Origin of the sequence: Microbacterium sp. ProA8, from assembly GCF_039905635.1 — a bacterium.
GTDB lineage: Bacteria > Actinomycetota > Actinomycetes > Actinomycetales > Microbacteriaceae > Microbacterium > Microbacterium chionoecetis.
The window spans coordinates 2415744-2435849 of sequence record NZ_CP157000.1 but is presented as its reverse complement, the minus strand read 5'-3'; the positions used below and the strand labels follow the sequence as shown (position 1 = coordinate 2435849).

The window sequence follows — 20106 nt, the reverse complement described above, 5'->3', positions numbered from 1 at the left end:
GTGGGATTCATCAGCATCATCGGGGGACCTCCTTTCTCGACTTCAGACGCGAAGAGTGACGCTACCGCCTCCGGGATACCGGCGTCAAGCTTTCTCCCAGATTCGGTGATCGCATCGCGTGTCGCGGCTCGCCGCGCACGCCGGCGTCGAACCGAGGGAGGCCGCGGATCGCGGGTTCGCAGACCGCTCGTCCTGCGGCCGGTCTACCGGGCGGGAGCGCTCCGCTCCGGTAGCGTAGGCGGGTAATCGACCGGGGTGGGGGCGAATCCATGCACCTGAAGAGCCTGACGCTCAAAGGGTTCAAGTCGTTCGCCCAACCGACGACGTTCGCGCTCGAGCCCGGAGTGACCTGCATCGTCGGCCCGAACGGCTCGGGCAAGTCGAACGTCGTCGACGCCCTCGCCTGGGTGATGGGCGAGCAGGGCGCCAAGACCCTCCGCGGCGGCAAGATGGAGGACGTCATCTTCGCCGGCACGGCGACGCGCGGCCCGCTCGGCCGTGCGGAGGTGCAGCTCACGATCGACAACAGCGACGGCGCGCTGCCCATCGAATACGCCGAAGTCACCATCAGCCGCACGCTCTTCCGCAACGGCACGAGCGAGTACGCGATCAACGGCGACTCGTGTCGGCTGCTCGACGTCCAGGAGCTGCTGAGCGATTCCGGCCTCGGCCGCGAGATGCACGTGATCGTCGGTCAAGGGCGACTGGACAGCGTGCTCCAGGCGACTCCGGAGGACCGCCGGGGCTTCATCGAAGAGGCCGCCGGCATCCTCAAGCACCGGCGGCGCAAGGAGAAGACACTCCGCAAGCTCGACGCGATGGAGGCCAACCTCACGCGCCTGAGCGATCTCGCCGGCGAGCTGCGCAGGCAGTTGAAGCCGCTCGGCCGACAGGCCCAGATCGCCCGGGAGGCCGCGACCATCGCGGCCGTGGTGCGCGACGCGAAGGCCCGGCTGTTCGCCGACGAGATCTCCGGGCTTCGGGCAGAGCTCGCATCGCACGCGCAGAGCGAGCAGGAGCGTCACTCCGAGCGGATGGTGCTGCAGGACCGGCTCGACAACGCCCGGGTGCGCATCGAGCAGCTCGAGAACGACCAGCGCTCCGAGAACGTGGACCGCGCCCGTCGTGTCGCCTTCGGGCTCGAGCGGGTGCAGGAGCGACTCCGCGGCCTGTACGCCCTCGCGGGCCAGCGACTCGCGCTGCTCGGCGACGCCGAGGACGAGGAGCGCATCGAGCTCACCACCGTGTCGCAGGCGATGATCGACGAGGCGCGTGCCGAGATCGACGTCGTCTCGGACGGTCTGGGCGCGTCGCAGGACGCTGCCGCGGCGGCCGCTCGCGATGTCGTCCGTGCCCGTGCCGAGCTCGACGCCCTCGATGTCGACATCGCCGCGCAGAGCGCGCTCGTCTCGGAGCACGACATGCGCATCACGGCCCTGAGAGGGACCGCCGAGGCCGCGGCATCCGCTCTCGCCGCCGTCCGCACCGCCGTCGAACGGCAGCAGAAGGCGCTGGATGCCGCGCTCGCACGCCGCGCGGAGGCCGAGGAGATCCTCGCCGGGGTCGACCCCGATGTCGTGCCCGACGCGTCGACGGCCGATCACGCGGCCGCGTATGAGCGCGCGCAGCGCGACGCCGCCGAGGCGGAGGCGACGGTGTCGGCACTGCGTGAGCGCCTGCACGCGGCGGAGCGCGAGCGTGAGGCGCTGACGGCGCAGACCGCCGCGCTGAGCCGGGCACTGGATGTGAAGAACGGCGCCTCGGCGCTGATCGCGCAGGGTCGCGACGGCGTGCGGGGCCTCGTCGGCGACGCGGTGCAGGTGAAGTCAGGGTTCGAGGCGGCCGTCGCAGCCGTGCTGGGTCCGATCGCCGAAGGCGTGCTCGTGGACGACCGCGCGAGCGCGTTCGCGGTGGCAGAAGCGGCCCGCGATGCCGAAGCGGGCATGGTCGACATCGTGATCGCCGAGGCGGGCATGATGCGGCCGGCGTTCCCCGAGCTCCGCGGCGTCGTTCCCGCACGCGAGGTGGTGACCGCCCCCGAGGGCGTGCTCGGCCTGCTGTCGTACGTGGTGGTCGTCGACGACCTCGAGGTCGCGCGTGAAGCCGGTCCCGCGCTGGCGAACGCCGAACTGGGCGGCCCGCTGACCCTCGTGACCCGTCGCGGAGAGGTCTACACGGAGTATTCGCTCCGCGCCGGCGCCGGCTCGTCCCGCTCCCGGCTGGAGCTGGCCGCGGAACGGGATGCCGCGGCCGAGCGCCGCGACGAGATCACCGTGGTGGCGGAATCGCTGCGGGAGGCTCTCGGCGACGCGACCCGTGAGCTCGAGTCCGCGCGTCAGCGCACCAAGACGACGCTCGCCACCCTCCGAGAGCACGATGCCGCCCTCGCCGCCCACGCGGAGCAGGTCAATCGCGCGACCGTCCGCCATGAGGCCGCCGTCGCCGAGTGCGAACGGCTCGCCGCCGGCGTCGCGCAGGCCGCCGCGGCGGTCGAAGAGGCCGAGGGCTCGGCGCGCTCGGCCGAGGACCAGCTGACCGCGGCGCTCGAAGCCCCGCGGCCGATCCTCGACGCGTCGGCGCGCGAAGGCATGCTCGCCGAGTTGGAGGCCGCGCGCGACGCAGAGATGCGCGCGCGCCTGGACGTCGAGACCCTGCGCGAGCGCATCCGTGCCGGCGAGGCGCGCGTCGTCGCACTCGAACGGCAGCGCGAACGCGAGCGCGAGGCCGCCGCCGAGGCGGCGCGACGAGCCGTCGTCCGCCGGGCGCAGCGCGAGATCGCCGCCGGCGTCGCAGGGCAGCTGCCCGCCGTCATCGACTCGGTCGACCGCTCACTGGCCCAGGCGCGGGCGGAGCTCTCCGCGGCCGAGTCCGAGCGCACGGCGGTGACCACCGAGCTCGCGCAGCTCCGTGCCCAGGAGAGCACGCTGCGGGAGCGGCTGGCGGGTCTCACCGAGAGCGTCCACAGCCTGGAGCTGCAGATCCACGAGAAGCGCCTGCATGTGGGTGGTCTGCTCGAGCGGGTGCAATCCGAGCTCGGGCTCGATGAAGACATTCTGATTTCGGAATATGGACCCGATCAGCCGGTTCCCGTCCCGGCAGACGCCGATCCCGCGCAGTCGGACGCCAAAGGAGCGGACGCCGGCGGCGACGGAGACGAACCGGTGCCCACCGTTCCCTATGACCGTGCGCAGCAGCGCCGGCGGCTGCAGGAGGCGGAGCGCAAGCTCACCCAGCTCGGACGCGTGAATCCGCTGGCACTCGAGGAGTTCGAAGCCCTCGAGCAGCGTCACAAGTTCATGACCGAGCAGCTGGCCGACCTCACCCAGACCCGCAAGGACCTGCTGACGATAATCGAGGAGCTCGACGAGCGGATGCAGTCGATCTTCCTCTCCGCGTTCGAAGACACGAAGGTCGCGTTCGGCGAGGTGTTCCCGATCCTGTTCCCGGGCGGGACCGGATCGATCGCTCTGACCGACCCCGACTCGCCCCTCACGACAGGCATCGAGGTCGCCGTGCGCCCGGTCGGCAAGAAGATCGAGCGGCTGTCCCTGCTCTCGGGTGGCGAGCGCTCGCTCGCGGCGGTGGCGCTGCTCACCGCCATCTTCAAGGCGCGGCCCAGCCCCTTCTACATCCTCGACGAGGTGGAGGCGGCGCTCGACGACGCGAACCTCGGCCGCCTGCTCGGCGTCTTCGAGCAGCTGCGCGCCTCCAGCCAGCTCATCGTCATCACGCACCAGAAGCGCACCATGGAGATCGCCGACGCGCTGTACGGCGTGTCGATGCGCCAGGACGGCGTCTCGGCTGTCGTCGGACAGCGCATCGTGGAGCGCGTGGCCTCCTGACGGACTGCCCCCCGGCTGAGGCACCCGCCCTGGTCGCGGCGGGAGTAGCGTTCGCGTATGCACACCTCAGCGCGCGCGGCGGCGGGCCTGGTCCTGGCGGCAGTCCTGTTGACCGCGTGCACGCCGGACGTCTCCGGCGCGCGGCGTGTGACTCCCGAGCCCACGGGATCGGCGTCCGGCGAGGCGACGCCCACGCCCGAGGCGGAAGACGCCGCCGCCATGCCTCCCACCGACATCACCTTCGAGGCGGGCGCGGAGCTGGACCCGGCATCCTGGCGGGCAGGGTGGGACGACCGGCTGATGGCCGCCGACGAGCGCTTCGCGGTGTCTTCACCCGACAACGGCAACGGCAGCTGGGCGTACCTCGACGGGCAGACGCAGTGCACGATCGCGTTCTACCAGGGCGCGATCACCGATCTGGAACTCGGGGCGGACGACCGCGAGAGCACCGACAGCATGCTCGCCGCGGTGCTCAGCACGCAGATCCCCGGTGTGACGACCGCGGATGTGACGGCGAACGCATCGGACGACTACGTGGCGCAGACGACGCAGGAGGGCACGGTCGAGATCCGCCTGGTCGGCGGCGGCGGCGGCGGTGGCGGAAGCGATGCCGGCTGGAGCGAGTTCGGACGCACGTTCGGCACGCTCGGCACGTCGCTCGTCGTCAACGTGGAGTGTCCGCCGGGGCAGGACATCGGCACCGAGGTCACGGCCCTCCTCAACGAGTACGTCGGGATCGCGATCGCGCCCGCCGCTGACTGATCGGCGGCGGCCCTAGGCTGGAGGAATGGCAGAGAGCTCCTGGTCGCTGGGCCGTGCGCTGCGCGGCATGTTCGTCAAGCCCACGATCGACGAGACCACCTGGGAAGACCTCGAGACCGCGCTGCTGACGGCGGACTTCGGCCCCGACATCACCGAACGCATCATCGACGAGCTCCGCGAGAAGGTCGAGCGGTACCGCACGACCGACCCGCGCGACCTGCAGCGGATGCTGAAGGAGACGCTCGAGGAGCACTTCGCGAAGTTCGACACCACCCTCCGCCTCACCGAGCGGCCGGCGGTCGTGCTCGTCGTCGGTGTCAACGGCGTCGGCAAGACCACGACGATCGGCAAGTTCGCGAAGTTCCTGCAGCGCTACGGGCGGTCCGTGGTGGTCGGCGCGGCCGACACCTTCCGCGCGGCGGCCGTCGACCAGCTCGCGACCTGGGCCGAGCGCGGCGGCGCGACGATCGTCCGGCCCCAGCAGGAGGGGCAGGATCCGGCATCCGTCGCCTTCCAGACCATCGAGTACGCGAAGAACACGGGCACCGAGATCGTGCTCGTCGACACGGCCGGACGCCTGCACACCAAGGGCGGGCTGATGGACGAGCTCAGCAAGATCCGGCGAGTCATCGAGAAGCAGGCGCCGATCAGCGAGGTGCTGCTGGTGCTCGATGCGACGACCGGTCAGAACGGCGTCATGCAGGCGCAGGCGTTCCTCGAGCACGCCGGCGTCACCGGCCTCGTGCTGACGAAGCTGGACGGCTCGGCGAAGGGCGGATTCGTGCTCGCCGTGCAGGAGCGCACCGGGATTCCGGTGAAGCTGCTGGGCCAGGGCGAGGGCATCGGCGACCTCACCGGCTTCACGCCGCACGTCTTCGCGGCGTCCCTCGTCGACTGAATCGGCCGACTCGGCGGACCGAATCGGCGCCATGCCGTGTCCGGGCTATCGCGGACGCGCTCCTTGCGGTTTCATGGGGTCATGGCGATCGAGCACGACTACTTCGGACTCCTCGAATCGGGGCCTGACGGATCGATCTTCTGGTCGGAGAATGTCGACCTGGGTGACCAATCCGTCACGGTCGATCTGACCGCGCCCGATCAGGACGATGTGTCGGAGGCGGCCCTCGACGTCGCCGCCGCGCTCATCTCGTCGATCGAGGACATCGACGGCAGCGCCCGCAACGCCATGGTGAACGAGCTGAACGATCGCACCAGCGAGGTCACGGAGTACATCCTGCAGCAGCAGGAGGCACTGGGGGAGGCCCTCGACGACGCTCTCGTGGACATCTCCGGTGACATCCAGATCGATGTGATCCGCTCGCTGCAGCTCATGAGCATGACGATCCTCGCCGACGAGCACGGCGGCTCCGACCCGTTCGCCGTGCTGGAGTACGCGCTGGACCCCGACGCCACCGACGACGTGCTGCTGGTCAACCTGGATTCCGCCGGCGCGGTGCTGTCGGTCACGAGCGCGGACTGACTCCGCCCGACACCGCTGCTCGGGTGACGAGTCCGGTGTCGCCACGCCTCTCTCGGTGAACGAGGGGATGGATGCCGGTGGTCCGGCCCGCCGCCTCAGACGGCCTGCGCGAATCCGCGTTCGACGTGCACGTCCTCGGCGATGTGCGCGAGATGCGACGGGATCTCCCGGCCCTTCGACAGCATCGACTGCGCCCACAGGCGCCCCGCCCGATACGACGAGCGCACCAGCGGTCCCGCGAGCACGCCGAGGAATCCGATGCGCTCGGCCTCGTCTTTGAACTCGACGAACTCCTGCGGCTTGACCCACCGGGCCACGGGAAGGTGCCGGGGCGACGGCCGAAGGTACTGCGTGATCGTGATGATGTCGGTGCCGGCAGCGTGCAGGTCCTGGAGTGCCTGCACGACCTCTTCGGGCTCTTCACCCATGCCCAGGATGAGGTTCGACTTGGTGATGAGGCCGGCGTCGCGAGCCTGGGTCAAGACGTCGAGCGAGCGCTCGTAGCGGAAGGCCGGCCGGATCCGCTTGAAGATGCGCGGCACCGTCTCGACGTTGTGCGCGAAGACCTCGGGGCGGCTCTCGAACACCTCGCGCAGGAGCGCGGGGTCGCCGTTGAAGTCCGTCGCAAGGATCTCGACGCCCGTGTTCGGGTTCATGGCGTGGATCTGCCGCACCGTCTCGGCGTGGAGCCAGGCACCGCCGTCCCGCAGGTCGTCGCGCGCGACTCCCGTCACGGTGGCGTAGCGGAGGTTCATGCGCACCACGCTCTCCGCGACGCGGCGGGGCTCGTCGATGTCGTAGTCTGCCGGCTTGCCGGTGTCGATCTGGCAGAAGTCGCACCGGCGCGTGCACTGCGAGCCGCCGATGAGGAAGGTCGCCTCGCGGTCCTCCCAGCACTCGTAGATGTTGGGGCAGCCGGCCTCCTGGCAGACCGTGTGCAGCTCTTCGCTCTTCACGAGCGAGTGCAGCGCCTGGTACTCGGGGCCCATCTTCGCCTTGGTCTTGATCCATTCGGGTTTGCGCTCGATGGGCGTCTGCGCGTTGCGCACCTCGAGACGCAGGAGCTTTCGTCCCTCCGGACCGGTGGCAGCAGCATCCGCCGCTCCGGGGGCAGTGCCGCAGGCGCTCATGCCGGCACCCCCGCGAAGTCGGCCGCGAACACGCGGCTCACCGTGTCGATCACGTCGCTCGGGCTGATCTCGACGCCGGCGACCTCGCTGATCGTGGTGACCCCGGCATCCGAGATGCCGCACGGGATGATGCCGCGGAAGCCGGCGAGGGAGTTGTCGCAGTTGAGGGCGAAGCCGTGCATCGTCACGCCACGCTGTACGCGGACGCCGATCGCGGCGACCTTGTCCTCACCAAGGGGGCGGCGCACCCAGACACCGCTGCGACCCTCCACCCGATAGCCCTCGACGTCGAACTCGCGCAGCGCCTCGATGAGGAGGTGCTCGAGGCGCCGCACGTGCGCGACGACGTCCACCGGCTCGGCGAGCCGCACGATCGGGTACCCGACGAGCTGCCCAGGTCCGTGCCACGTGATCTTGCCGCCGCGATCGACATCGACGACGGGCGTGCCGTCCGTCGGACGCTCGTGCCGCGCCGTGCGCGCGCCCGCGGTGTAGACGGCCTCGTGCTCGAGCAGCAGCAGCGTGTCGGGCCGCGCTTGCTCCACGACCTCGGCGTGGATGCTGCGCTGGAGCGCCCACCCGTCGAGGTACGGCACATAGTCGGGGGACAGGCCGACGGTCTGGATGTCGAGCATCGCACTCCTTCGCTCGTTCGCTCGTGGCGATTGATGAACTGCGTCCAACAATACATTCCCGTACACCGTTCGGCGCCGACCCGCCCGGGCGTCGAGCCATCCGTGTGGCGGCGCACCGTCGGCCATAAAGTGGCTTCATGTCCACCGAGCCGCGCGCAGGACGGCCCAAAGCATCGTCGCGCGAGACCATCGCCGAGGCGGCGTGCGAGCTCTTCCTCGAGCAGGGTTACGAGCAGACCTCGATCATCGACATCACGAGCCGTGCCGGCGTGAGCCGCTCGAGCTTCTTCAATTACTTCTCGTCCAAGTCCGACGTCCTCTGGGCCGGGCTCGACGAGCGGATCGCGGTGTTCGAACAGCGGCTCGCCGCGGACGAGGCGGCATCCGCCGCGTCCGCCGTCCGCGCAGAGACCCTTGCGATCGCCGAGTCGTTCGTGCCCGACAGCCTTGCGCTGGGGATCGTCAACCTCGCGGCGATGGGGCTCGAGGCGGAGTACGAGCGCGACTCCGCCCTCCGGCGAGCCCGGGTGGCGCGAGCCGCGTCGACACGGCTGGTGCGGGGCGGCGCCGATCGCCTGCGTGCCGAGGTCGCCGGCGCGGCATGGGGCGGCGCCGTGCTCGCCGCGATCGAAGCCTGGGCGCATGACGGCGCCGGACGCACGTCGCTGTCGCGCTTCCTGTCGCTCGCGGCCGATGCGGCGGCGCCGATGTCAGACTCGGCCCCGGTGGGAGAGGTGGCCCAGTTGCGCGTGGTGGTGCAGGCCGCGGCCTTCGAGCAGACGCTGGCGTTCTATCGCGACGTCGTCGGCATGCCGCAGGCGGAGGCCTACGAGGCCGAGGGCGGCGCGCGGGTCGCGATCCTCGACGCGGGCCGCGCGACCCTCGAGATCGCCAATCCCGCGCAGGTCGAGTTCATCGACCGGGTCGAGACCGACGGCGACGCCCCGAGCGACCGCATTCGCCTGGCCCTCGAGGTCGCCGACACCGACGCCGCAGTCGCACGGCTCGATGAGGGCGGCGCCGAGATCGAGGCATCCGCTCGGGTGACGCCGTGGAACTCGCGCAACGCCCGCCTGCGCGGACCTGCCGGCCTGCAGCTGACGCTCTTCCAGGAGCTCGGGGACGCACCCGCCGATCGCTGAGCGCGCGGGGGATGGGCTCAGCCGGCACGTCCGCAGGAGCGACTCTCGTCCGAGGGGTTGTGGGCGGGCGCCGGGAGGCGGCATCCGCTCGCGTAGAATCGGGGGATCATGGCGACTTTCGGCACCCTCTCCGACCGGCTCACCGAGACCTTCCGCAACCTCCGCAAGAAGGGGCAGCTCACGCCCGCGGACGTCGACGGCACCGTCCGCGAGATCCGGCGCGCCCTGCTCGACGCCGACGTGGCGCTGCCCGTCGTCAAGGACTTCACCGCCAAGGTGCGCGAGCGCGCACTCGGCGACGAGGTGAGCAAGGCGCTGAACCCTGCACAGCAGGTCGTGCAGATCGTCAACGAGGAGCTCGTCGCGATCCTCGGCGGCCAGCAGCGCCGCCTGCAGTTCGCGAAGAACCCGCCGACCGTCATCATGCTCGCGGGCCTCCAGGGATCGGGCAAGACGACCTTCGCGGGCAAGCTCGCCAAGATGCTCGAGAAGGACGGCCACACGCCGCTCCTCATCGCCGCCGACCTCCAGCGTCCGAACGCCGTCAACCAGCTCCAGGTCGTGGCTGAGCGCGCCGGTGCCGCGATCTACGCGCCGGAGCCCGGCAACGGCGTCGGCGATCCGGTGCGCGTCGCGCGGGACGGCGTCGAGGTCGCGCGGCGCCAGCAGCACGACGTCGTGATCATCGACACCGCCGGCCGCCTCGGCGTCGACGCAGAGCTCATGAAGCAGGCGGCCGACATCCGCAAGGCGACGGACCCCGACGAGGTGCTGTTCGTCATCGACGCGATGATCGGACAGGATGCCGTCAACACGGCGAAGGCGTTCCAGGACGGCGTCGACTTCACCGGCGTCGTGCTCTCGAAGCTCGACGGCGACGCCCGCGGTGGTGCCGCGCTCTCCGTGGCGTCGGTCACCGGCCGCCCCATCATCTTCGCGTCCACGGGAGAGGGGCTCGACGACCTCGAGGCATTCCATCCCGACCGCATGGCATCGCGCATCCTCGACCTCGGCGACATCCTCACCCTCATCGAGCAGGCCCAGCAGGCGTTCGACGAGGAGGAGGCGCTCAAGGTCGCGGAGAAGCTCGCGACCGAGCAGTTCACCCTCGAGGACTTCCTCGCCCAGATGCAGCAGATGCGCAAGATGGGCTCGATGAAGAAGATGCTCGGGATGCTCCCGGGCATGGGATCCATGAAGGATCAGCTCGAGAACTTCGACGAGCGCGAGATCGACCGCACCGAGGCGATCATCCGCTCGATGACCCCCGCGGAGCGCCGCAACACCAAGCTCCTCAACGGCTCCCGGCGCCTGCGCATCGCGCGCGGCTCGGGCATGACCGTGACCGACGTCAACCAGCTCGTGCAGCGATTCGAGCAGGCCGCCAAGATGATGAAGACCGTCGCCCGCGGCGGCGTCCCCAACATCCCGGGCATGGGGCCGATCCCCGGTGCCGGCCGTCCCGGTGCCTCGTCCAAGCGCGGAAAGCAGCAGAAGTCCAAGGGCTCGCGGTCGGGCAACCCGGCCAAGCGCGCAGCCGAGAACGCCGGCATCGCCGCTCAGGCGAGCGAGACTCCGACGGGTTCGGGCTTCGGGCTCGGCGCCGGCGGTGCGAAGGGCGCCCCCACCGAGGCGGACCTCGCCGAGCTGCAGAAGATGCTCGGCCGCGGCTGACTTCCGTCTCGTCGGATGCCGCGGGCTGCGGCATCCGTCCCGTCGGTCTTGCGGCGGGTCAGTGGCCGAGCGTGGCCAGGTGCTCGCGCAGGGTGGGACCGGAGCGGAACTCGCCGACCAGGTGCCGCACGACCGCTCGGAGGTCGCCGTCGGACGCGTCCGCGACGGCGAGCTGGCGCGAGTAGCTCGCACCATCGGTGAGGATGGCCTCGATCCCCGCCAGTTCGCGGGCGCACTTGAGGTCGTCGGCGATGCCGCCGATCTCGGCCAGCGTCTCGCGCAGATGGTCCGTGACCAGGCGCTGGGTGCCGACGTGGTCGACGATCACACGGGCGTCGAGTCCATAGCGGGCCGCCCGCCACTTGTTCTCGCGGATGAACCACGGCTGGATCGTCTCGAGCGGCAGCCCTTCGTCGAGCCGGCGCGAGAAGTGCTCCACGAGCACCTGCACGAGGGCCGCCAGCGCGGCGAGCTCGGGAAGCGTCGACATCCCGTCGCACGCGCGTACCTCGATGGTGCCCCAGCGAGGCGCCGGGCGGATGTCCCATCGCACCTCGGTGGCATCCTCCATCACACCGGTGGTGACCATGTCGTCGAGGTAGCCCTCGAACTCGCTCCAGTTCTGGAGCGGCCAGGGCAGCCCGGCCGTGGGCAGCTGCTGGAAGACGAGGGCGCGGTTCGAGGCGTAGCCGGTGCGCTCGCCGGCCCAGAAGGGGCTCGATGCCGACAGCGCCTGCAGGTGCGGCAGGTACACCGCGAGGGCGTTGATGATCGGGAACACCTTGTTGACGTCGTCGACGCCCACGTGGATGTGGATGCCCCAGATCATCATGTTGCGCCCCCACCACTGGGTGCGCTCGATCAGCTTGTGGTAGCGGGTCTTGTCGGTGACGCTCTGGTCGTACCACTGCGCGAACGGGTGGCTTCCGGCGCAGAGCAGGTCGATGCCGTGCGGGTCGGTGTAGGTGCGCACTTCGGCGATCGCGTCGGCGATGTCGTCGACGGCGGCCGCGACCGTGTCGCCGATGCCGCTCGTCACCTCGACGGTGTTCGTCAGCAGCTCGCCGGTGACCGTGTACCGCTCGAGGCTGGAACGCTCCTCGAGAGCGGCGAGCAGGTCGGGAGCGCGGGGGATCAGGTCTCCCGTCGCGGTGTCGGCGAGCATCACCTCCCACTCCATGCCGACGGACGAGCGGGCGGATGTCGCGAAGGGCACCGTCATGGGCACAGTCTGGCATGGGGATGCCGCCACCCGGCCGGTTCGCGAGGTGCTGCGTCATCTGGCAGAATAGAGGGCTGGACCACACGCTCGACCCTCTATCCGGCGTGGCGGTCCTCCTTCTGAGCTTCCGCCGGGTGTGCACCCCACTCCCCAGGCGACCAGTTCGTTCACTTTCCACACATTCAGGAGAATCGTGGCTGTCAAGATCCGTCTCAAGCGCCTCGGCAAGATCCGTGCGCCCTACTACCGCATCGTCGTGGCCGACTCGCGCACCAAGCGCGACGGCCGTGTCATCGAAGAGATCGGCAAGTACCACCCGACCGAGGAGCCCTCGTTCATCGAGGTCGACTCGGAGCGTGCGCAGTACTGGCTGAGCGTCGGCGCGCAGCCGACCGAGCAGGTCGCGGCGCTCCTCAAGCTCACGGGCGACTGGGGCAAGTTCAAGGGCGACAAGGACGCGGTCTCGACCGTGAAGACCCGCGAGGAGAAGCCCGCGTTCGAGATCGACTCCGCCAAGAAGTCGGTCGTCAAGCCGAAGGCCGAGAAGAAGGCGGAGCCCGCCGAGGCTCCCGCCGACGAGGCCGCCGCCGAGTCCGCAGAGTAATCCGTTGCTCGCCGCCGCGCTCGAACACGTCATCAAGGGGATCGTCGATCACCCCGATGACGTCCGCATCGACTCGTCCACGTCGCCTCGCGGCGACGTGCTCGAAGTGCACGTCCACCCCGAAGACCGGGGTCGCGTGATCGGGCGCGGCGGCCGCACGGCCAAAGCCCTGCGCACCCTCATCAGTGCCCTCGCCGACGGACGCCGTGTGCGCGTCGACGTCGCGGACGACTGAGGTGGCAGGCGAAGACACCACGGGATCGGGCGCAGAGGCCCGCAAGCCCGTGAACGCCGTTCCTCCCGCAGGCAAGACGCAGCTGCGGGTCGGCCGACTCGTCAAGGCGCACGGACTCAAGGGCGCCATCAAGCTCGAGCTCTACACCGACGATCCCGAAGGACGCTTCGTCCCCGGAGCGACCTTCACGCTCCAGGTTCCGGAATCCTCGCCGTGGCACGGCAAGCCGCTCACGGTGCGCGAGTTCCGCTGGATGAACAGCCACCCGGTCGCGTTCTTCGACGGGGTGGATGACCGTGATGCCGCCGAGGGGCTGCTCCGCGCGATCCTGTGGGTCGACGAGGATCTGCAGGCCTCGCCCGCCGAGGACGACGCGTGGTTCGACCACCAGCTCGTCGGACTCGACGTGGTGCGCGACGGCCAGGTCGTCGGCAAGGTCGCGCGGGTCGATCACTTCCCCGCGCAAGACCTGCTCATCGTCAAGGTGCGCGACGACGAGGTGCTGGTGCCGTTCGTCAAGGCGATCGTGCCGGAGGTCGACATCGCCGCCGGACGGGTCATCGTGACACCGCCGGCAGGCCTGTTCGAAGAGCTGCCCGACGACGGCGACGAGGCGCCCGCGGATCCTTCCGCGGACGACGCCGGCACGGTCGACTGACCCGTCCTCACGTGGCGCCGCCCGCGCCCGTGCGCCAGATGTGATCTGCGGGTAACACTGCGGGAAACGTCCCGGAACCTCCATCCCGGATCATCGGAGCATGGGCGAAGTTCGCACCGTGTGCTCCTACTGCGGCGTCGGCTGCGGTATCTCGGTGACGACCTCGGACGCCGGGGCGGGGCATCCGCTCACCATCGCGAAGGTCGCGGGCGACCGCGCACACCCCACGAACGCCGGGCGCCTGTGCACCAAGGGCGCGACCCACGCCGAGCTGATGCACGCTCCGGGCCGCATGACCTCCGCACACGTGCGCCCCGCGCGAGGCGAGCCCGCCGAGCCGGTGCCGTTGGCTGACGCCGTGACGGAGGCCGCCACCCGCCTGCGCGCGATCCTCGACGAGCACGGGCCCGACGCCATCGCGATGTACGTGTCGGGCCAGATGAGCATGGAGGCGCAGTACCTCTCGAACAAGCTCGTCAAGGGGTATCTGCGGGGCATCCACATCGAGTCGAACTCGCGTCTGTGCATGGCATCCGCGGGGACGGGCTACAAGCAGTCGCTCGGCGCCGACGGCCCTCCCGGCTCGTATGAGGACTTCGACCACGCCGACCTGTTCTTCGTGATCGGCTCGAACACGGCGGACTGCCACCCGATCCTGTTCCTGCGGATGGCGGATCGCCTGAAGCAGGGCGCGCGGCTCATCGTCGTCGATCCGCGCCGGACGACGACGGCCGACCGCGCCGATTTGTTCCTGCAGATCTCGCCGGGCACAGACCTCGCGCTCTTGAACGGCCTGCTCCACCTGCTCGTCGAGGCCGGTGACATCGACCAGGAGTTCATCGCCGCCCATACCGAGGGCTGGGAGCATATGGCGGAGGTCCTCGCCGAGTACCCGCCCGCGCGCGTCGCGGAGCTGACCGGACTCGCCGAGGACGACATCCGCACCGCCGCGCGCTGGATCGGCGAGGCCGACGAGTGGATGACGCTCTGGACGATGGGACTGAACCAGTCCACGCACGGCACATGGTCGACGAACGCGATCTGCAACCTCCATCTCGCCACGGGCGCCATCTGCCGGCCGGGAAGCGGGCCGTTCTCGCTCACCGGCCAGCCGAACGCGATGGGCGGGCGCGAGATGGGCTACATGGGGCCGGGTCTGCCGGGGCAGCGCGCGGTGTTCAGCGCGCCGGACCGCGCCTTTGTCGAGGAGCTCTGGGGACTCGAGCCGGGGTCGATCCGTGCCGAGTCCGGCGCCGGGACCATCGACATGTTCCGCCGCGCCGCCGACGGCGAGATCAAAGCGGTGTGGATCATCTGCAGCAACCCGGTGGCCTCGGTCGCGAACCGCAAGACGGTGATCGAGGCGCTCGAGAGCGCCGATCTCGTCATCGCGCAGGACGTCTACACCGAGACCGCCACCACCGCGTACGCCGACATCCTGCTGCCCGCCACGCTGTGGGTGGAGGCGGACGGCGTGACCGTGAACAGCGACCGCACGCTCACCCTCGTCCGCGATGTGCTTCCCGCCCCGGGCGAGGCCCAGCCCGACTGGCTGATCATCTGCCAGGTGGCGCGAGCGATGGGCTTCTCCGGATTCGACTTCGCCTCGAGCGACGAGGTGTTCGACGAGATCCGCCGCTTCTGGAACCCGCAGACCGGATGGGACCTGCGCGGCGTCACCTACGACCGGCTGCGCGAGACCCCGGTGCAGTGGCCCGCGCCGCCGGACGACGCCGCGACGCGGCATCCGATCCGCTACCTCAACGACGGGGTGAGCCAGTCGCTGCACGCGGAGGACGACGGGACGGTGCCGCGACTCGCGTTCGCGACGCCGTCGCGACGGGCGCAGTTCCTCGCGCGCCCGCACCTGCCGCCGGCGGAGCTGCCCGACGACGACTACCCCTGGGTGCTCAACACCGGTCGCCTGCCGCACCACTGGCACACGCTGACGAAGACCGGCCGGGTCGCGAAGCTCGCGAAGCTGCACCCTGGCCCGTTCGTCGAGGTGCACCCCGTGGATGCGGAGCGCCAGGGGATCGCCGAGGGCGACCTCGTCGAGGTCGCCTCGCGCCGCGGTCGGTTCGTCGTGCCGGCCGTGCTGACCGACCGTGTGCAGCCCGGCGGGCTGTTCGCGCCGTTCCACTGGAACGACGAGCACGGCGAGTACGTGACCGTCAACGCGGTGACCAACGACGCCGTGGACCCGCTGTCGGCCCAGCCGGAGTTCAAATTCGCGGCCGTGACGCTGCGACGCGTGGGCCCCCCGCCGGGCGGCGGGGCGACGGGTGCAGCCGACGAGGCGCTGGCCGCCACCGGAGTGGACCTCGCTCCGCCGGCGTTGAGCGACCTCGAGGGCGCATACCTCGCGGGCTTCCTCTCGACGGTGCGCTCGGCGGTGCTCGCGCCGGGCGAGGTGCCGGTGCTGCCGGCCGAAGCGCCGCTCGGCGCACGTGCGCGCGCCTGGTTCGACGGCGTGCTCGCCGGGGCCTTCTCGCGCACCACGGTCGGGTTCGGGATGCCGTCGGCCGCGGCCCAGGACGAGGTCGTGGTGCTGTGGGGCTCGCAGACCGGCAATGCCGAGGAGTTCGCCGCAGCAGCGGCGGGGGCCCTCGGCGCCCGAGGCATCCCGGCGCGTGCCCGGAGCATGGCGGAGCTGCGCGCGTCTGATCTGACCACCGTGCGCCGTCTGCTGGTCGTCACGTCGACGTTCGGCGACGGTGGCCCGCCCGACAACGCGGCGGCGCTGTGGCACGAGCTGAAGGCCGACGGAGCGCCCGAACTGTCGGGGCTGCGCTACGCGGTGCTCGCGCTGGGCGACTCGAGCTACGACGACTTCTGCGGCCACGGTCGGCGGCTCGATGCGCGGCTCGGCGAGCTCGGCGCGACGGCCCTCCTCGAGCGCGTCGACCTCGAGCCGGACGCCGAGGAGCCCCGCGCGGCATGGCTGGCGCAGATCCTCGACACACTGGTGGCAGAGGCTCCGGGCACCTCTGCCCTCGGCGCAGCCGGCGGGGGAGCAGCTCTCGGCTTGGCGGCACCGCCCGCCCGCCGGTTCTTCAGCCGCTCGAACCCGGTGGGCGCATCCCTCGTGCGCAACGACCTGCTCAGCGGGCCGGGCTCCGAGAAGGAAGTGCGGCGAATCGCCTTCGACCTCTCCGACACCGGCGCGCAGTACGAGGCCGGCGACTCGCTCGGCGTCGTGTGCGCCAATTCGCCCGGCGTGGTCGCGGAGTGGCTCGACGCCACCGGAATCGCGCCGCACACGATCGTCGAGCTCGATGGCCAGGAGCGCACCTTCGTGGACGCCCTCCGCACGCGACTCGACATCACCAAGACCCCGCTCGATCTCGTGCGGTTCATCGCAGAGCGCAGCGGCGACGGCACACTGTCGGCGCTGCTCCGACGCGAGAACAAGGGGCGCCTCGAGCAGTTCCTGTGGAGCCAGCAGGCCGTCGACCTCGTGCGCGACTTCCCGGTGACGGCGACCGCCGAGGACTGGGTCGGCGTGCTCAAGCGCCTGCAACCCCGGCAGTATTCGATCTCGTCGAGCCCGAAGAGCGACCCCGACACCGTCGAGCTGACCGTTTCGGTGGTGCGCTTCGAGACGGAATCGGGGCGTGCGCGCGGTGGCGTGTGCTCGACCTTCCTCGCCGACGGCGCTGCGGCCTCGGCGCCGGTCTATCTGCAGCGATCGCCCGCCTTCCGGCCGCCTGCGGCCGGCGACGCTCCGATGATCATGATCGGCCCGGGCACCGGCATCGCGCCGTTCCGCGGGTTCCTGCACGACCGCCGGGCAGACGGCCACACCGGCCGCAACTGGCTCTTCTTCGGCGAGCAGCACGCGGCGACCGACTTCTACTACCGCGAGGAGCTCGAGGAGATGCGGGACGACGGCTTCCTGACGCGCCTCGACCTCGCCTTCTCGCGTGACCAGCGGCAGAAGATCTACGTGCAGGACCGCATGATCGAGCACGGCGCCCGCCTGTGGCGGTGGCTCGAGGAGGGTGCCCACGTCTACGTGTGCGGCGACGCGACCCGCATGGCCAAGGACGTCGACGCGACCCTCATCGCCATCGCGCAGCAGCACGGCAAGCTCTCCGAGGAGGCCGCGGCGGAGTACACGCGCGCCCTCGCCGCCGAGGAGCGCTACGTCCGCGACGTGTACTGACCCCAGGTTCGTCGCGCCGCCCTGCATGTCCCGCTTTTCGTCGCGCTGCCCTGCATGTCCCGCTTTTCGGCGTGCGTGTCCCGAAATCGGTCGCATGAGGTGCTCCTGGCAAGAGAAAGTGGGACACGCTCAAGCCATCCCGCGATCCTGCGGGGAACTGCTGCCCGATACGCCCGCACAGACGGAAGAGCGGATGCCTCGAGTCGAGGCATCCGCTCTTCCGGTGAAGACGTGCGGTCAGATGCGCTGCTTCGCCAGCGACGGCCGCGGGAGGACGTAGACGAAGAACGTCAGGAGGAGCAGCCCGACGTAGGCGGCCACGAAGCCCACGAACGCCGCCGAGTATCCGCCGGTCGCCAGCTGGGACGCGTTCAGCACCTGCGGCACCAGGAAGCCGCCGTACGCGCCGATCGCCGAGATGAGGCCGAGGGCCGCGGCCGACTTGCGCTGCATCCTGGCGGCGTCGGGCGTCCCCGGCGCGAATCCCCGGGCCAGCGCGCGACCGGCGAAGATGCTGGGGATCATGCGGTAGGTGGAGCCGTTGCCCATTCCGGTCGCGGCGAAGAGCACCAGGAAGCAGCCGAGGAAGACCGCGAAGTTGCGCAGCGGCAGAGTCCAGACCAAGGCGAGCGCGCCGAGCGCCATCACCGCGAAGGCGCCCACGGTGACCCGCGCGCCCCCGAAGCGGTCGGCCAGACGGCCGCCGTACGGGCGGGCGAGCGAGCCGACGAGAGCCCCGAGGAACGCCAGCGAGACGGCCGCCTGCCCGACCTGGATCGTCGAGAACTCCGGGAACTGGTCGGCGATGAGCTTCGGGAACACGCTCGCGAAGCCGATGAACGAGCCGAAGGTGCCGATGTAGAGGACGGCCATGATCCACAGGTGCGGTTCACGCAGGGCCGCGGCAGAGCTGCCGAAGTCGGCTTTGGCGGACGACAGGTTGTCCATGTAGCGCCATGCGCCGTACATCGCGAGCAGGATCAGCGGGATCCACATCCATCCGGCGAGCGCGATGTTGAGCGTGGCACCGGCGCCGATCGTCACGGCGATCGGGACGGCGAACTGCGCGACCGACGTGCCGAGGTTGCCACCGGCGGCATTGAGGCCGAGCGCCCAGCCCTTCTCCTTCTGCGGGAAGAAGTAGGTGATGTTCGCCATGGAGCTGGCGAAGTTTCCGCCGCCGACGCCACCGAGGGCCGCGACGAGCAGCAGCACGCCGAACGGGGTCTCCGGGTTCGAGACGACGATGCCGAGCAGCACCGCCGGGATGAGCAGGAGCCCCGCCGAGACGATCGTCCAGTTGCGGCCGCCGAAGATCGCGACCATGAACGTGTACGGGAAGCGCAGGGTCGCGCCGACGAGGCTCGGGAGCGAGATGAGCCAGAACGACTCGGAGCTGGTGAGCTGGAAGCCGGCGGCCGGGAGCATCACGACGACGATGCTCCACAGCTGCCAGATGATGAAGCCGAGGAACTCCGCGAAGATCGACCAGCCGAGGTTGCGCCGCGCGATCGCACGACCCTCCCCGAGCCAGAACGTCGCGTTCTCGGCGTTCCACCCGTCGATCCAGCGGCCGGAGCGGTGGGTGAGGACGACCGGCGCGTCGGCCGGTGCGGTGGTGCGGGGCGAAGCAGCGGTCTCCGTCAACGACGGCGAATCGGTCGTGGTCATGGCGCCTCCCTGAGGTGAGCAGACACGTGAGTGAGTGTGTCTCCACGCTAGGAACACGGTGTTTCGGCCCGGCAGCCCGCGCGGTTACTTCTCGATCACTTCTGCGTCACCGACCCTCGGCCGCCGTGGTGGGTGTGCCGACACACATCGGAAACACGGGCGGCTCCTAGACTCGAAGTCATGCGCGTCGACATCGTCACGATCTTCCCGACGTTCTTCGACGTGCTCGGCGTCTCGCTGATCGGGAAGGCCCGTGACCGCGGCATCCTCGACATGCACGTCCACGACCTCCGCGACTGGACGCATGACCGCCACCGCACCGTCGACGACACCCCCTACGGTGGCGGTGCGGGCATGGTGATGAAGCCGGAGCCGTGGGGCGAGGCGCTCGACGAGCTGCTGAGCGACGACGCCGTGCTGCTCGTTCCTTCGCCGGCGGGCGAGCTGTTCTCGCAGCCGATGGCGCGGGAGCTGGCCGAGGAGAAGCACCTCGTCTTCGCGTGCGGGCGCTACGAGGGCATCGACCAGCGGGTCGTCGATCACTACGCCGCGCGCAGGCGCGTGCGGCTCGTGAGCCTCGGCGACTACGTGCTCAACGGCGGCGAGGTCGCGGCGATGGCCGTCATCGAGGCTGTATCACGCCTCATCCCCGGGGTCGTGGGAAACCCGGAGAGCCTGGTCGAGGAGTCCCACGAGCTCGGTCTGCTCGAGTACCCGAGCTACACCAAGCCCGCCGAATGGCGCGGCATGGAGGTGCCGCCGGTGCTGCTGAGCGGCAACCACGGGGCGATCGCCGCATGGCGGCGCGAGCAGAGCCTGGAGCGGACCCGGGCGCACCGCCCCGATCTGCTGCGGCAGACCGAAACCGAGCCGGCGCCCTGAC

15 protein-coding genes are annotated in these 20106 nt (G+C 70.4%); 11 read left to right on the top strand and 4 right to left on the bottom strand.

What is annotated here, in order from left to right; genetic code table 11:
• Positions 1 to 269: 269 nt before the first annotated feature.
• From smc to ABG085_RS10815, 4 genes are all read left to right on the top strand, one after another.
• On the top strand, positions 270 to 3842 hold the full coding sequence (smc, locus tag ABG085_RS10830; RefSeq protein WP_347975754.1) for a chromosome segregation protein SMC: 3573 nt from the start codon (positions 270 to 272) through the stop codon (positions 3840 to 3842).
• Between the two features lie 57 nt (positions 3843 to 3899).
• Positions 3900 to 4604 (top strand): hypothetical protein, encoded by a 705-nt coding sequence (locus ABG085_RS10825; protein WP_347975753.1) that lies wholly within the window; start codon positions 3900 to 3902, stop codon positions 4602 to 4604.
• A 25-nt stretch (positions 4605 to 4629) separates the two neighbouring features.
• Positions 4630 to 5502: a signal recognition particle-docking protein FtsY gene (ftsY, locus tag ABG085_RS10820; RefSeq protein ID WP_347975752.1), complete on the top strand. Its 873-nt coding sequence runs from the start codon at positions 4630 to 4632 to the stop codon at positions 5500 to 5502.
• 81 nt (positions 5503 to 5583) lie between these two features.
• The gene (locus tag ABG085_RS10815) at positions 5584 to 6084 is read left to right on the top strand and encodes a DUF2004 domain-containing protein (protein ID WP_347975751.1); all 501 of its coding nucleotides are present in this window, start codon (positions 5584 to 5586) and stop codon (positions 6082 to 6084) included.
• A 95-nt stretch (positions 6085 to 6179) separates the two neighbouring features.
• Here the strand turns inward: ABG085_RS10815 and lipA are convergent, their stop codons facing one another.
• Entirely contained in the window at positions 6180 to 7214 is a 1035-nt protein-coding gene (gene lipA / locus ABG085_RS10810) for a lipoyl synthase (protein ID WP_347975750.1), read from the bottom strand.
• Positions 7211 to 7849 (bottom strand): lipoyl(octanoyl) transferase LipB, encoded by a 639-nt coding sequence (gene lipB / locus ABG085_RS10805; RefSeq protein ID WP_347975749.1) that lies wholly within the window; start codon positions 7847 to 7849, stop codon positions 7211 to 7213. Before lipB ends, lipA begins: the two co-directional genes overlap by 4 nt.
• Positions 7850 to 7986: 137 nt before the next feature.
• Between lipB and ABG085_RS10800 the strand changes: the two genes are divergently transcribed.
• Positions 7987 to 8991 carry a TetR family transcriptional regulator gene (locus tag ABG085_RS10800; protein ID WP_347975748.1) on the top strand — a complete coding sequence of 335 codons (1005 nt, stop codon included), beginning with the start codon at positions 7987 to 7989 and terminating at the stop codon, positions 8989 to 8991.
• A 108-nt stretch (positions 8992 to 9099) separates the two neighbouring features.
• Positions 9100 to 10665 carry a signal recognition particle protein gene (gene ffh / locus ABG085_RS10795; RefSeq protein ID WP_347975746.1) on the top strand — a complete coding sequence of 522 codons (1566 nt, stop codon included), beginning with the start codon at positions 9100 to 9102 and terminating at the stop codon, positions 10663 to 10665.
• Positions 10666 to 10723: 58 nt separating this feature from the next.
• On the opposite strand, the gene ABG085_RS10790 is transcribed toward ffh, so the two are convergent.
• Positions 10724 to 11887 carry a glutamate--cysteine ligase gene (locus ABG085_RS10790; protein ID WP_347975744.1) on the bottom strand — a complete coding sequence of 388 codons (1164 nt, stop codon included), beginning with the start codon at positions 11885 to 11887 and terminating at the stop codon, positions 10724 to 10726.
• 193 nt (positions 11888 to 12080) lie between these two features.
• On the opposite strand from ABG085_RS10790, the gene rpsP reads away from it, so the two are divergent.
• The 4 genes from rpsP to ABG085_RS10770 all read left to right on the top strand — a co-directional run bounded on the left by rpsP (position 12081) and on the right by ABG085_RS10770 (position 17552).
• Positions 12081 to 12491, top strand: coding sequence for a 30S ribosomal protein S16 (gene rpsP, locus ABG085_RS10785; RefSeq protein WP_163617351.1), 411 nt, complete (start codon positions 12081 to 12083; stop codon positions 12489 to 12491).
• Positions 12492 to 12495: 4 nt separating this feature from the next.
• On the top strand, positions 12496 to 12726 hold the full coding sequence (locus tag ABG085_RS10780; protein WP_347975743.1) for an RNA-binding protein: 231 nt from the start codon (positions 12496 to 12498) through the stop codon (positions 12724 to 12726).
• Between the two features lie 49 nt (positions 12727 to 12775).
• Positions 12776 to 13384 carry a ribosome maturation factor RimM gene (gene rimM / locus ABG085_RS10775; protein WP_347979171.1) on the top strand — a complete coding sequence of 203 codons (609 nt, stop codon included), beginning with the start codon at positions 12776 to 12778 and terminating at the stop codon, positions 13382 to 13384.
• 100 nt (positions 13385 to 13484) lie between these two features.
• The gene (locus tag ABG085_RS10770) at positions 13485 to 17552 is read left to right on the top strand and encodes a bifunctional nitrate reductase/sulfite reductase flavoprotein subunit alpha (RefSeq protein ID WP_347975742.1); all 4068 of its coding nucleotides are present in this window, start codon (positions 13485 to 13487) and stop codon (positions 17550 to 17552) included.
• A gap of 237 nt (positions 17553 to 17789) precedes the next feature.
• Here the strand turns inward: ABG085_RS10770 and ABG085_RS10765 are convergent, their stop codons facing one another.
• Positions 17790 to 19223 (bottom strand): MFS transporter, encoded by a 1434-nt coding sequence (locus tag ABG085_RS10765; protein WP_347975741.1) that lies wholly within the window; start codon positions 19221 to 19223, stop codon positions 17790 to 17792.
• A gap of 180 nt (positions 19224 to 19403) precedes the next feature.
• Between ABG085_RS10765 and trmD the strand changes: the two genes are divergently transcribed.
• Complete coding sequence (trmD, locus tag ABG085_RS10760; RefSeq protein ID WP_347975740.1) at positions 19404 to 20105, top strand: tRNA (guanosine(37)-N1)-methyltransferase TrmD; 702 nt, start codon at positions 19404 to 19406, stop codon at positions 20103 to 20105.
• The last annotated feature ends 1 nt before the right edge of the window (position 20106 follow it).

Coding starts and splice junctions, on each gene's coding strand:
- smc (WP_347975754.1), top strand. CDS start 270: ATGCACCTGAAGAGCCTGACGCTCAAAGGGTTCAAGTCGTTCGCCCAA.
- ABG085_RS10825 (WP_347975753.1), top strand. CDS start 3,900: ATGCACACCTCAGCGCGCGCGGCGGCGGGCCTGGTCCTGGCGGCAGTC.
- ftsY (WP_347975752.1), top strand. CDS start 4,630: ATGGCAGAGAGCTCCTGGTCGCTGGGCCGTGCGCTGCGCGGCATGTTC.
- ABG085_RS10815 (WP_347975751.1), top strand. CDS start 5,584: ATGGCGATCGAGCACGACTACTTCGGACTCCTCGAATCGGGGCCTGAC.
- lipA (WP_347975750.1), bottom strand. CDS start 7,214: ATGAGCGCCTGCGGCACTGCCCCCGGAGCGGCGGATGCTGCTGCCACC.
- lipB (WP_347975749.1), bottom strand. CDS start 7,849: ATGCTCGACATCCAGACCGTCGGCCTGTCCCCCGACTATGTGCCGTAC.
- ABG085_RS10800 (WP_347975748.1), top strand. CDS start 7,987: ATGTCCACCGAGCCGCGCGCAGGACGGCCCAAAGCATCGTCGCGCGAG.
- ffh (WP_347975746.1), top strand. CDS start 9,100: ATGGCGACTTTCGGCACCCTCTCCGACCGGCTCACCGAGACCTTCCGC.
- ABG085_RS10790 (WP_347975744.1), bottom strand. CDS start 11,887: ATGACGGTGCCCTTCGCGACATCCGCCCGCTCGTCCGTCGGCATGGAG.
- ABG085_RS10770 (WP_347975742.1), top strand. CDS start 13,485: ATGGGCGAAGTTCGCACCGTGTGCTCCTACTGCGGCGTCGGCTGCGGT.
- ABG085_RS10765 (WP_347975741.1), bottom strand. CDS start 19,223: ATGACCACGACCGATTCGCCGTCGTTGACGGAGACCGCTGCTTCGCCC.
- trmD (WP_347975740.1), top strand. CDS start 19,404: ATGCGCGTCGACATCGTCACGATCTTCCCGACGTTCTTCGACGTGCTC.